Source organism: Leisingera sp. M523 (assembly GCF_025141335.1).
In the GTDB taxonomy this organism is placed as follows: Bacteria; Pseudomonadota; Alphaproteobacteria; order Rhodobacterales; family Rhodobacteraceae; genus Leisingera.
In genome coordinates this window covers 2332534-2345114 of record NZ_CP081036.1, presented here as the reverse complement: position 1 = coordinate 2345114, position 12581 = coordinate 2332534, and the positions used below count along the sequence as shown (strand labels likewise).

Genomic DNA, 12581 nt, shown 5'->3' with positions numbered 1-12581 from the left:
AAATGGCTTCCCTCTTGACCCCTGCCGGGCGGCGGCTCACAAACGCCGCATGAGCGAGATTTTTTCCGGGTCTTTCACCCAGCAGGAACCCATCCCCGAAGACGCCATCGAGGCAGCACTTGCGGTGCTGCGCAGCGGGCGGCTGCACCGGTACAACGTGGCAGAGGGCGAGGCAGGGGAAACTGCGCTGCTGGAACAGGAGTTCGCGGCACAGATGGGCGCGAAATACTGCCTGGCGGTGGCTTCGGGCGGTTATGCGCTGGCCACCTCCTTGCGGGCGGTCGGAGTGAAGCCCGGCGATAAGGTCCTGACCAATGCCTTTACACTTGCACCGGTGCCGGGTTCCATCGCTTCGGTCGGGGCGGAGCCGGTGTTTGTTGAAGTCACCGAAGACCTGACCATTGATCTCGACGATCTGGCCGCAAAGGCGGATCAGGCCAGGGTGCTGATGCTGTCGCATATGCGCGGCCATCTGTGCGACATGGACCGTCTGATGGAGGTCTGCAACGCCGCCGGCATCACCGTGATTGAAGACTGCGCCCACACCATGGGGGCGTCCTGGAATGGTGTGCTCTCGGGCAAGCACGGGGCAGTGGGGTGCTATTCCTGCCAGACTTACAAACATGTGAACTCGGGCGAAGGCGGGCTGCTCATCACAGATGATGAAGAGATCGCCGCCCGTGCTATCATGCTGTCAGGATCCTATATGCTTTATGGCCGCCACCTGGCGGCGCCGGGGCCGGAAGTGTTCGAACGGGTGAAATACGAGACCCCCAACATTTCGGGCCGGATGGACAACCTGCGTGCCGCCATCCTGCGGCCGCAGCTGAGTGACCTGAAAACCCAGGTGCAGCGCTGGAACGACCGCTACCGCGAAGTTGAGAGCGGCCTGCGCGGCACGCCGGGCCTGACCGTGGTCGGGCGTCCTGCGCAGGAAGTCTATGTCGGCTCTTCGATCCAGTTCCTGCTGATGGACTGGTCCGAGGAGGCCGTGCAGGAAGCGGTGCGGCGCTGCGCTGCCCGCGGCGTGGAACTGAAGTGGTTCGGCACGCCCGAACCTGTGGCCTTCACCTCCCGTTATGACAGCTGGCGCTATGCAGACACCCCGCGGCTGCCGCAGAGTGACCGGGTTTTGGCCGGTATCATCGACATGCGGGTGCCGCTGACATTCAGTCTGGAAGACTGCGCCCAGATCGCCCGCATTATTCGCGCCGAGGTCTCTGCCGTCTATCAGTCCGCCTGATAGAGCGGCACCGTCGAGATCGAGACCTTGGCCGAGCCATCGGTCAGCTCTGCCGCGTGGGCAGCATAGATCAGCGTCTGGTTGCCCTCGTCGAAGATGCGCTTCACCCGCAGCGATTTCAGGATAATGGAGCGGGACGCGCGGAACACGTCCTCGCCATCGCGGCCGCGGTCGATGTCACCCACGGTGATCGGCCCGGTCTGGCGGCAGGCGATTGAGGCATTGGACGGATCCTCGAACCAGTTTCCGTTGGACAGGCGGTCCAGCAGCCCCCGTTCGAAATAGGCGATGTGGCAGGTTACGCCGCTGACTTTAGGGTCGGCGATGGCCTCGATGATGATGTCGTTTCCCACCCAGTCGACGCCGATCTCCCCGACTTCCTCCGCGGCGGCAGGCAGGCTCAGCAGGCAGGTCAGGGCTGCCGCGGCGCGGTTCAATCGTTTCATCAGTTTTTATCCTCGCAATCTGATTTGTGCCGGTCTGTCCGGTTACTGCTAAACCAACGCGCGCAATCGGCAAAACGATCCGGGGAACCTTTTTGAACAAGCGGACGTTGTCTCAGCACAACGGCGCAAAAACGCGCCCTCAGACAGAAATGATATCGAGGAGAACACAATGTTCATGTCCAACCGCACCCTGACCGCTCCTGCCCTGACCGCGTCCGCTCTGGCCCTGCTGGCCGCACCGGTCTGGGCCGGCGCCCAAGTGCAGGCTGTGACCGACCTGAACCTGCGCGCAGGCCCGGGGCCGCAGCACGAAATCATTGGCGTCATCTCTGCCGATGGCTCGGTTGATCTTGAGGGCTGCCTTGAGGAAAGCAATTGGTGCAAGGTTGCATATGATGGCGCGGACGGCTGGGCTTACGGCGAATACCTGACCACCACTCTGGCCGACAAGTATGTGCCGGTTGTTGCCAAGGACAACCCGGTCAAATTCAACACCGTCACGTACACCAGCACTGAAACCGGCGAAGACGATGCTGCGCTGGGTGCTGTCGGCGGCGCCATCACCGGCGGCCTGATTGCAGGCCCGGCAGGCATTGTCGCAGGGGCCATTGCGGGCTCACTCGCGGGTGAGGCTGCGGTGCCGGACGAGAAGGTGGTGACCTATGTGCGCAGCAATGCCACCGAGCCGGTTTACGTGCAGGGCGAGGTGGTGACAGGCGTCATGATCCCGGAAGAGGTCCAGCTGACCGAGGTTCCGGACACCAATTACCGCTATGTCTACCTGAACGGCCTGCCTGTGCTGGTTGAGGCGGACGACCGCACAGTGGTTTACGTGGTCCGCTGATCCAATCCAAAGCGGCTATTTGCGGGCGGTCCCTGGCGGGGCCGCCCGGTGCTGTTTGCGGCGCCGACACGGAACATGATTGACCCGAATCGAGGCCTCGTCTATTGAATTGAACAACTGTTCATATAATCGACTCTAACCGGGAGGTCCCGCGGGATGTTCAATGCAAGCATGACTTTTGACCTTGGCGATGACGTGAATGCACTGCGCGACGTAATTCACCGCTGGGCGCAGGACCGTGTCAGGCCGATGGCGCAGGAGATCGACCAGAGTAACGCGTTTCCTGCGGAGCTTTGGAAAGAGATGGGCGAGCTTGGCCTTTTGGGGATCACCGTGCCGGAGGAGTTCGGCGGTGCCGGCATGTCTTATCTGGCCCATACCGTTGCAGTCGAGGAAATCGCGCGCGCCAGCGCTTCTGTTTCGCTGTCTTATGGCGCGCATTCCAATCTCTGCGTCAATCAGATCAAGCTGAACGGCAACGCCGAGCAAAAGGCCAAGTATCTGCCGCGGCTGATCTCGGGTGAGCATGTCGGCGCGCTGGCGATGTCCGAAGCAGGTGCGGGATCCGACGTCGTTTCAATGTCGCTGCGGGCGGAAAAGCGCAACGATCACTTCCGCCTGAACGGCAACAAATACTGGATCACCAACGGTCCGGATGCCGACACCCTGGTGGTCTATGCCAAAACCGATCCTGACGCCGGTTCCAAAGGCATGACGGCCTTCCTGATCGAAAAAGAGATGAAGGGCTTTTCCACCTCCAAGCATTTCGACAAACTGGGCATGCGCGGCTCCAACACGGCTGAGCTGGTGTTTGAAGACGTGGAAGTCCCGTTTGAAAACATTCTCGGCGAGGAGGGCAAGGGCGTGCGTGTGCTGATGTCCGGCCTGGACTATGAACGCGTGGTGCTGGCAGGCATCGGCACCGGCATCATGGCCTCCTGCATGGATGAAATGATGCCCTATATGGCCGAGCGCAAGCAGTTCGGCCAGCCGATCGGGAACTTCCAGCTGATGCAGGCCAAAATCGCCGATATGTACACTGCGATGAACTCGGCGCGGGCTTATGTCTATGAGGTGGCCAAGTCCTGCGACAAGGGCACGGTGACACGCCAGGACGCGGCGGCCTGCTGCCTTTACGCGTCCGAAGTGGCGATGACCCAGGCGCATCAGGCGGTGCAGGCCTTTGGCGGTGCCGGCTACCTGTCCGACAACCCGGTTGGCCGTATTTTCCGCGATGCCAAGCTAATGGAAATCGGTGCCGGCACCTCAGAGATCCGCCGGATGCTGATCGGCCGCGAGCTGATGGGAACCATGTGATGAAAACGGCTCTGCCGTTTGCTCTGCTGATGGCAGGCACGTCCGTCATGGCACAGGAGGTTCAATTCTCCTCTGGTGCGACGGATGCTTGCGTCGCGGGAGCGGTCAATCAGGACGCAAAGCACAGCTGCGTGGGCACCTCGGCACAGCACTGCATGGGGGCGACGCCGGATGGCTCTACCACCGTTGGTATGATGGGATGCCTGGATGGCGAGCGCAGCTACTGGGATCACCGGCTGAACCGCGCCTACAAGTCTTTGCGGGCCAAGGCGGAAGAAATGGATGCCGAAATGGAGGAGCTTGGTTCTGCCGCACCAAAGACAGCGCCACCGCTCCGCAGCATGCAGCGGGCCTGGATCAGCTATCGCGACGCCACCTGTGAATTCGAAAGGTCGCAATGGGGCGGCGGCACTGGCGGCGGCCCGGCCACGCTCAGCTGCCTGATGCGGCTGACCGGAGAGCAGGCGCTCTATCTGGAAGATGCCTGGCTCGGCGAATAGCAGGCCGGAAACAGACGCTGGCGGACGCGCATTGGCCCGCCAGCATAGGGATGCAAAGGATCAGAAGCGGTGCACGTAAGCAATGTTCAGGACAACCGGGTCGATCTCGGCGGTGCCGATTGCGGCTCCGTTCAGGGTAACGTCGCTTTCGATGTCGATGTAGCGGACATTGAAACGTACCGCACCGCGGTCGGAGATCTGCCAGTCCGCGCCGGCATTGAGCGCCACGCCAAAGCTGTCGTCCATTTCGATCACACCAAGCGGCGAGCTTTCTTCAAAGAAAGTGGTGTAGTTCAGGCCCAGGCCGACAAACGGCTTGATCTTGCCCTGGGTCGGGAAATGGTAGTTGACCGAGATGGTCGGCGGCAGCTGCTTGGCGGAGGCGGCATAGCCGGCACCGGCCAGAGTGACATCATGCTCGAACGGCGAAGCCGCCAGCAGTTCGACACCCCAGTTGTCGCGGAAGAAGTATTCGACTGTCAGCGACAGCGCGGTGCCGTCGTCGATATCAGCGGCCATGCCGGCAAGGGTGCCGTTGCCGGATTTCGGGTTCACGTTGGCGATGCCGACGCCAACGGTCCAGTCGCCATGCTGTTGGGCCAGCGCGGGGCCGGTCAGTGCGGCCAGGGCAGAGGTCAATGCCAAAGCGGAAACCATGCGTTTCATGGGGTGCGTCCCTTTTCTTGTGATTACTCCGCCGTGGTGCACCCGGAAGCGGGTGGAAACCCTGATCTGAATCAAGGAGACCCTTGCTTTGCCTTTGAAAACGCAGGGAAAAAATGCATATCAGCTATGCGTTTCTGGAATGTCTAAATATGCATGATTTTTGTAACATTCCCGGGCTGCGCGCCGATGGCAGCTGGGACCTGCCGGAGCGGCTGAACATGGCCGCCCAATGCCTGTCGCATCCTGCTGAGGCTGTGGCGCTGATCGATATGACCGGCCCTGCGCGCCGCAGCTTTTCTTATGGTGCGCTGTCCGGGATGGTGGATGGCCTGGCTCGCTACCTGCTGACCCGCATCCAGCCGGGCGACCGCGTCGGCGTGCTGCTGAGCCAGTCGCCATGGTGTGCTGCAGCGCATCTGGCCATCTGGAAGGCGGGCGGCATCTCGGTGCCGCTGTTCAAGCTGTTCAAACGCGACGCGCTGGCCTCCCGCGCTGGCGATGCTGGTGTGCGCTTTGTCTTCACAGACCAGGAAGGCGCGGAGCTGCTCGGCGATCTGGCCGAAGCGGTGATGGCAGACACCGCTGGAATAGACGGCCCGCCGGTTGCTTTTGCCGATACCGCACCTGAAACCCCCGCGGTGCTGATATACACCTCCGGCACCACCGGCAGCCCAAAGGGCGCGCTGCACGGCCACCGGGTGCTGACCGGCCATTTGCCGGGCGTTTCGATCAGCCATGACCACCTGGGCCAGCCGGGCGACTGCCTGTGGACGCCTGCCGACTGGGCCTGGATTGGCGGATTGTTCGACGTTCTGATGCCGGGCTTGGCGCTGGGCGTGCCGGTGGTGGCGGCACGGCTGGATAAGTTCACCCCCGAGGCCTGCGCAGATCTGATCGAAACGGCCGGCGTGCGCAATATCTTCTTCCCGCCAACTGCCTTGAGAATGCTCAAGGCCGCCGGGCAGGGGCTTCGGGCCTTGCGCTCGGTTGCCAGCGGCGGAGAGCCCCTGGGCGCGGAAATGCTCGCCTGGGGCCGGCGGGACCTGGGCGTAACGATTAATGAATTCTACGGCCAGACCGAGTGCAACATGGTTGCCTCCTCCTGCGCAGTGGATTTTGACCCGCGTCCGGGCTGCATTGGCAAACCGGTGCCGGGGCATGAGCTGGCGGTGATTGACGCGGACGGAAACCCCACGGACGGAGAGGGCGACGTCGCCATCCGCCGCGGCTCGGCCTCGATGCTGTTGGAATACTGGAACCGGCCTGTGGAAACTGCCGAGAAGTTCCGCGGCGACTGGCTGGTAACCGGCGACCGCGGCATCTGGGAAAGGGATTATCTTCGCTTTGTAGGCCGCGAGGATGACGTGATTACCTCCGGCGGCTACCGCATCGGTCCGGCAGAGATCGAGGATTGCTTGATGACCCACCCGGCAGTGGCGACGGTTGGCGTGGTCGGCAAGCCCGACAGCCTGCGCACCGAGATCGTCAAAGCCTATGTGGTGCTGAAACCGGGGGCGGAGGCGTCAGGACAGGAGCTTCAGCACTACGTAAAGGACCGCCTTGCGCATTATTCCTACCCGCGGGAGGTCGCGTTCGTGGGCGCACTGCCGATGACCGTGACCGGCAAGGTGATCCGCAAGGAATTGAAGGCACGGGCGGCAGGGGAGGTGCAAAGATGAAACTATCAATTCATTTCGTGGTCACTGCCATGGCCTGTGCTCTAGGCAGCGCGGCATCGCCTGCTGTGGCCGGCGATGAACTGTCTCAATTTGATATCGCCGGTTTTCTAAGCGCTTGCTCTGGATTTGTCCCCGATGTTGGCTTTGCGGTGCCCATGGACACCCAATGCGTCTCGCAGGCCGTCCGCATGTGTAACCTAAGCCAAGAAATGAAGGCTTTGCAGCACTGTGCTGATAGCGCCGCTGCGTGGTTGGAGGCGGATGGAGCGCGCATCGTTAGCCAGATGCCCGGCTTCGACAAAAGTGTTCTTGATGGCAACGGGCCTGCAGGTCTGTCCCTGCCCATGCCTGCTATGGGTGACGCTCCCGATTGTACCAAGATTTCGGACCCAAATCCGCCTTCCGAAGTAGCGTGCCGCTACTCGGAGGCACTTTCAGAATGGCTCAAACTAAGAGTTTTGATGCGCAGTGAAGATATGACCGGGGAGGCAAGCCAATGACGCAAGGTGTTGCATACCCGGCGTGCGTTGCCCCAACCAGAATGAAAGAAATTTCCCGTTTAACGGGATTCAGCCTAACCCCTATAACGGGAGAGTGGACATGAAACTCACATCCAAGGCGATGCCCTCCTCGGACGGCTTCAAACAGAACCGCGAGGCGCATCTGAGCGCGCTCGGGCAGATCAGCGAGGCGGCAGAGGCCGCGCGCATGGGCGGCGGCGAGAAATCCCGTGCCCGCCACGAAGGCCGCGGCAAGATGCTGCCGCGCCGCCGCGTGGCGAACCTGCTCGACCCTGGCTCTCCGTTTCTGGAGATCGGCGCCACTGCGGCCCATGCCATGTATGACGGGGCCGCCCCCGGTGCTGGGGTCGTGGCGGGTATCGGCCGCGTTCACGGGCAAGAGGTCATGGTGGTCTGCAATGACGCCACAGTGAAGGGCGGCACCTATTTCCCAATGACGGTGAAGAAACACCTGCGGGCGCAGGAAATTGCCGAGGAAAACCGTCTCCCCTGCATCTATCTGGTGGACAGCGGCGGTGCCAACCTGCCGCAACAGGATGAGGTCTTCCCCGACCGCGACCATTTCGGGCGGATCTTCTACAATCAGGCGCGGATGTCGGCCAAGGGCATTGCGCAGATTGCGGTGGTCATGGGCTCCTGCACCGCAGGTGGCGCTTATGTTCCGGCGATGTCCGACGTGACCATCATCGTGAAAGAGCAAGGGACCATTTTCCTCGCAGGCCCGCCGCTGGTGAAGGCCGCGACGGGGGAGGTCGTAAGCGCCGAAGATCTGGGCGGCGGCGACGTGCACACCCGCCTGTCCGGCGTGGCCGATTACCTGGCAGAAGACGATGCCCACGCGCTGGCGCTGGCACGACGTGCGGTGCAATCGCTGAATATCACCAAGCCGCTGACGGTGAACTGGGCCAGCCCCGAGGAACCCGCCTATGACCCCGAGGAAATCCTCGGCGTGGTGCCCGGCGACCTGCGCACGCCGTATGACATCCGCGAGGTAATCGCGCGGCTGGTGGACGGCTCCCGTTTTGACGAATTCAAGCCGCGTTTCGGCGAAACTCTTGTCACTGGTTTTGCCCATGTTAAAGGTTGCCCTGTAGGCATCATCGCCAACAACGGCGTGCTGTTCTCGGAAGCCGCCCAGAAGGGCGCGCATTTTGTGGAACTGTGCAGCCAGCGCAAGATCCCGCTGGTTTTCCTGCAGAATATCACCGGTTTCATGGTTGGCCGCAAATACGAAAACGAAGGCATCGCCCGCCATGGCGCCAAAATGGTGACGGCAGTTGCCACAACCAATGTGCCGAAGGTGACGATGCTGGTCGGCGGCTCCTTTGGAGCGGGCAATTACGGCATGTCAGGCCGGGCTTACCAGCCGCGGTTCCTGTGGTCCTGGCCCAACTCCCGCATCTCTGTGATGGGCGGCGAGCAGGCGGCAGGCGTGCTGGCAACGGTCAAGCGCGACGCCATCGAACGCCAGGGCGGCAGCTGGAGCACGGAGGAAGAAGCCGACTTCAAACGCCCCACCATTGAGATGTTCGAGGAGCAGAGCCATCCGCTTTATGCCTCTGCACGTCTCTGGGACGACGGCATCATCGACCCGCGCAAAAGCCGCGATGTGCTGGCGCTGTCGCTTAGCGCCGCGCTGAATGCCCCGATTGAAGACACACGCTTCGGCGTGTTCCGGATGTGAGGACCTCCCATGTTTGACAAGATTCTGATTGCCAACCGCGGAGAGATTGCCTGCCGCGTGATGGAAAGTGCCCGCGCCATGGGAGTGCGGACCGTGGCCGTCTATTCAGACGCCGATGCGGCCGCCAAACATGTGTCGCTGGCGGATGAGGCCGTGCATATCGGCGGCCCGGCGCCTGCGGACAGCTATCTGCGCGGTGCGGAAATTATCCGCGTGGCCAAGGAGACCGGCGCCCAGGCGATCCACCCCGGTTATGGCTTCCTTTCGGAAAACCCGAAATTCGTCGAGGCGGTGGAGGCCGCGGGCCTCACCTTCATCGGCCCGTCCGCAGACGCGATCCGCAAGATGGGCCTCAAAGACGCCGCCAAGGTGCTGATGGAAGAGGCCGGCGTGCCGGTGGTGCCGGGCTATCACGGTGCCAACCAGGATGCGGGCTTCCTGCAGGAAGAAGCAGGCAAGATCGGGTATCCGGTGCTGATCAAAGCCGTGGCCGGCGGCGGCGGCAAGGGCATGCGGCTGGTCGAGAAGCCGGCGGAGTTCGCAGATGCCCTGAACAGCGCCCAGGGTGAGGCCACCACGGCCTTCGGAAATCCGGATGTGCTGATCGAGAAATACATTCAGCAGCCGCGTCATATCGAGGTGCAGGTCTTTGGCGATGGCACCCATGCGGTGCATCTGTTTGAACGCGACTGTTCGCTGCAACGCCGCCACCAGAAAGTGATCGAGGAAGCCCCCGCACCGGGCATGACGGCTGAGATGCGCCAAGCAATGGGGCGGGCCGGCGTGCGCGCGGCAGAGGCGATCGGCTACAGGGGGGCAGGCACCGTCGAATTCATCGTCGATGGCTCGGACGGGCTGCGCACCGACGGCTTCTGGTTCATGGAAATGAACACCCGCCTGCAGGTGGAGCATCCGGTGACCGAACTGATCACCGGTGTCGATCTGGTGGAGTGGCAGTTGCGGGTCGCCTCAGGTGAGCGCCTGCCTGCGCGGCAGGAAGATCTGACGATCACCGGCCACGCGTTTGAAGCGCGGCTTTATGCGGAAGACGTGCCTAAGGGCTTTCTTCCGGCCACCGGCACGCTGACCCATTTGTCTTTCCCGGCCGAATGCCGCGCCGACAGCGGCGTGCGGGCAGGCGACGCCATCAGCCCCTGGTATGATCCGATGATTGCCAAGGTGATCGTGCATGGCTCCACCCGTAAGGTGGCGCTGTCCCGTTTGGCCCGTGCGCTGGAAGAAACCCAGGTGGGCGGCACCGTCACCAACCTTGCTTTCCTCGGCGCGCTGGCAGCGCACGAAGGGTTTGCGCAGGGCGACGTGGACACCGGCCTGATCGCCCGTGATCTGGAGGCATTGGTGGCTGCGCCAAAGACTGAGCTGCGCCACAAAGCGGCCGCTGGTATGGTGGCACTTGGCCTGGTGGACGCCGCGCCGGAGACCGGTTTCACGCTTTGGGCGCCGCTGCACCGCGCTGTTACGCTCAGCCATTTGGAGGAGGAGTTCACAGCTGACGTGCAGGTGGACGGGCCGGACCGGCAGCTGTGGTCGGTGAATGGTGAAACCGTGCTGGCCGAGCGCAGCCAGGGCCATTGGCGCATTGACGGGCGCCGGATGCCTGTAACCTCGCAGGCCGGCCCGCTGATCACGGTGTTTGACGCCTACGGCCTGGAATTTGCCGTTGTGGATCCGCTGGATCGTGATGCGGCTGCAGGCGGCGACAGCAATGTGGTTGAGGCGCCGATGCCGGGGCTGGTCAAAGCTGTATTTGCCAAAGCCGGCCAGCCGGTGGCAGAGGGCGACAGGCTGGCTATTCTGGAGGCGATGAAGATGGAGCATTCGCTGCTGGCCGCGCGCGACGGTGTGGTGGCTGAGGTGCTTGCCGCCGCTGGCGACCAGGTCGAGGCCGGCGCGGCGCTGGTGCGGCTGGAGGAGGAAGGCGGCTGACCGTGCGCCTGCGGCAGCTGTCCGGAATTGGGTATTTAAGACCAGAAAGAAGCAGGAGGCCCGGCAATGGCTGAGCGTGTCGAAATTTTCGAAGTCGGTCCGCGCGACGGGCTGCAGAATGAAAAGCGTGAAATCCCCGTGGCGGAGAAAGTCGCGTTGACAAACTGCCTGAGCCGCGCCGGATTTTCGCGGATTGAGGTGGCGAGCTTTGTGTCGCCGAAATGGGTGCCGCAGATGGCGGGCAGCGCCCAGGTGCTGGCGGGCATCACCCGCGCGCCCGGCGTGCGGTATGCAGCACTGACGCCCAATATGCGCGGTTACGAGGATGCTGTAGCTGCCAAGGCGGATGAAATCGCGGTCTTTGCCTCCGCCTCCGAAGGGTTCTCCAAGGCCAATATCAACGCCACAATCGAGGAAAGCATCACACGTTTTCTGCCCATCTTGGAGGCTGCCAAGGAGAACGGGCTGCCGGTGCGGGGCTATGTGTCCTGCGTGACCGACTGCCCTTATGACGGAGCAACGCCGCCGGAGAAAGTGGCGGAGGTGGTCGAACGGTTGTACGCCCTCGGTTGCTATGAGATCTCGCTGGGCGACACCATCGGGCAGGGTACTCCGGAGGCGATCACCGCGATGCTGAGCGCCGTCACCGCTCGGGTTCCTGCGGCCAGGCTTGCGGGGCATTACCACGACACTGCGGGCCGGGCGTTGGACAATATCGAGGCCTCGCTGGCGCAGGGCGTGCGGGTGTTTGATGCTGCCGTGGGCGGTTTGGGCGGCTGTCCTTACGCGCCGGGGGCTGCGGGCAACGTGGCGACGGAAGCGGTGCACAAGCGCCTGACCGGGTTGGGCTATGACACGGGGCTGGACGGTAATGTGCTGGAAAAGGCTGCGGCCCTGGCCCGTTCGATGCGCGGCCTGCAATAGAATTCAGCGGAGAAGCAAGATGTTTGAGACAATCACCCTGGACACTGACGCCCGTGGCGTCTGCACCCTTACCCTGAACCGCCCTGACAAACACAACGCCATGTCCGGTCAGATGCTGCAGGAATTGATTCTGGCGGCCCGGCGGCTGAACGAAGACGAGACCGTCCGTGTCGTGGTGCTGACCGGCGCAGGCAAGAGTTTTTGCGCCGGTGGCGATTTGGGTTGGATGCGGGATCAGATGGATGCGGACGCCGGAACCCGTGGCCGCGAGGCGCGGGTGCTGGCAGAGATGCTGATGGCGCTTAACACTCTGGCTAAGCCGGTGATCGGCGCGGTGCAAGGCAATGCCTTTGGCGGCGGTGTTGGAATGGCCTCGGTCTGTGATGTTGCCATCGGCGCAGACCATCTGAAGATGGGGCTGACCGAGACCAGACTGGGACTGATTCCCGCCACCATCGGCCCTTATGTCATTGCCCGCATGGGCGAGGCCAAAGCGCGGCGTGTCTTCATGTCGGCCCGCCTGTTCGGCGCGGCAGAGGCGGTTGAGCTGGGGCTGCTGGCCAAAGCCGTGCCCGCAGATCAGCTGGCGGAGGCAGTCGAGGCGGAGGTCGCACCTTATCTGAACTGCGCACCCGGCGCAGTCGCCGCCGCCAAAAAGCTGGCCCGCGACCTGGGGCCGCAACTTGATGACGCTGTGATTGACCATACAATCAAGGCGCTGGTGGCGCGCTGGGAAGGCGACGAGGCGCAGGAGGGCATCAGCGCATTCTTTGAAAAGCGCAAACCTGCCTGGCAAGGCTGAAATACCGG

At 62.7% G+C, this 12581-nt stretch carries 12 protein-coding genes; 10 read left to right on the top strand and 2 right to left on the bottom strand.

Translation table 11 applies throughout. The annotated features are described in order from the left end of the window. Window positions 1–49 precede the first annotated feature (49 nt). Window positions 50–1243, top strand: coding sequence for a DegT/DnrJ/EryC1/StrS aminotransferase family protein (locus K3557_RS11570; RefSeq protein WP_259993986.1), 1194 nt, complete (start codon window positions 50–52; stop codon window positions 1241–1243). Here K3557_RS11570 and K3557_RS11565 read toward each other — a convergent pair. Further along, window positions 1231–1689 carry a CreA family protein gene (locus tag K3557_RS11565; protein WP_259985676.1) on the bottom strand — a complete coding sequence of 153 codons (459 nt, stop codon included), beginning with the start codon at window positions 1687–1689 and terminating at the stop codon, window positions 1231–1233. The genes K3557_RS11570 and K3557_RS11565 overlap by 13 nt on opposite strands. Window positions 1690–1858: 169 nt before the next feature. Between K3557_RS11565 and K3557_RS11560 the strand changes: the two genes are divergently transcribed. The 3 genes from K3557_RS11560 (at window position 1859) to K3557_RS11550 (ending at window position 4350) form a co-directional block, all read left to right on the top strand. After that, window positions 1859–2533: a DUF1236 domain-containing protein gene (locus K3557_RS11560; RefSeq protein WP_259993985.1), complete on the top strand. Its 675-nt coding sequence runs from the start codon at window positions 1859–1861 to the stop codon at window positions 2531–2533. Between the two features lie 156 nt (window positions 2534–2689). Continuing rightward, complete coding sequence (locus K3557_RS11555; protein ID WP_134829532.1) at window positions 2690–3850, top strand: isovaleryl-CoA dehydrogenase; 1161 nt, start codon at window positions 2690–2692, stop codon at window positions 3848–3850. Then, entirely contained in the window at window positions 3850–4350 is a 501-nt protein-coding gene (locus K3557_RS11550) for a lysozyme inhibitor LprI family protein (RefSeq protein WP_259993984.1), read from the top strand. Before K3557_RS11555 ends, K3557_RS11550 begins: the two co-directional genes overlap by 1 nt. 60 nt (window positions 4351–4410) lie before the next feature. Here K3557_RS11550 and K3557_RS11545 read toward each other — a convergent pair whose 3' ends face one another. Beyond that, window positions 4411–5016: an OmpW family protein gene (locus K3557_RS11545; protein WP_259993983.1), complete on the bottom strand. Its 606-nt coding sequence runs from the start codon at window positions 5014–5016 to the stop codon at window positions 4411–4413. Between the two features lie 149 nt (window positions 5017–5165). On the opposite strand from K3557_RS11545, the gene K3557_RS11540 reads away from it, so the two are divergent. The 6 genes from K3557_RS11540 to K3557_RS11515 all read left to right on the top strand — a co-directional run bounded on the left by K3557_RS11540 (window position 5166) and on the right by K3557_RS11515 (window position 12573). After that, window positions 5166–6695 carry an AMP-binding protein gene (locus tag K3557_RS11540; protein WP_259993981.1) on the top strand — a complete coding sequence of 510 codons (1530 nt, stop codon included), beginning with the start codon at window positions 5166–5168 and terminating at the stop codon, window positions 6693–6695. Next, entirely contained in the window at window positions 6692–7195 is a 504-nt protein-coding gene (locus tag K3557_RS11535; protein WP_259993978.1) for a hypothetical protein, read from the top strand. The genes K3557_RS11540 and K3557_RS11535 overlap by 4 nt, the downstream gene beginning before the upstream one ends. A gap of 100 nt (window positions 7196–7295) precedes the next feature. Further along, a complete protein-coding gene (locus K3557_RS11530) occupies window positions 7296–8900 on the top strand; it encodes a carboxyl transferase domain-containing protein (protein ID WP_259993975.1) in 1605 nt (534 codons plus the stop codon). A gap of 9 nt (window positions 8901–8909) precedes the next feature. Continuing rightward, window positions 8910–10847 (top strand): acetyl/propionyl/methylcrotonyl-CoA carboxylase subunit alpha, encoded by a 1938-nt coding sequence (locus K3557_RS11525; RefSeq protein ID WP_259993974.1) that lies wholly within the window; start codon window positions 8910–8912, stop codon window positions 10845–10847. 66 nt (window positions 10848–10913) lie between these two features. After that, window positions 10914–11771 carry a hydroxymethylglutaryl-CoA lyase gene (locus tag K3557_RS11520; protein ID WP_259993972.1) on the top strand — a complete coding sequence of 286 codons (858 nt, stop codon included), beginning with the start codon at window positions 10914–10916 and terminating at the stop codon, window positions 11769–11771. A 19-nt stretch (window positions 11772–11790) separates the two neighbouring features. After that, the gene (locus K3557_RS11515; RefSeq protein WP_259993969.1) at window positions 11791–12573 is read left to right on the top strand and encodes a crotonase/enoyl-CoA hydratase family protein; all 783 of its coding nucleotides are present in this window, start codon (window positions 11791–11793) and stop codon (window positions 12571–12573) included. Window positions 12574–12581 lie beyond the last annotated feature (8 nt).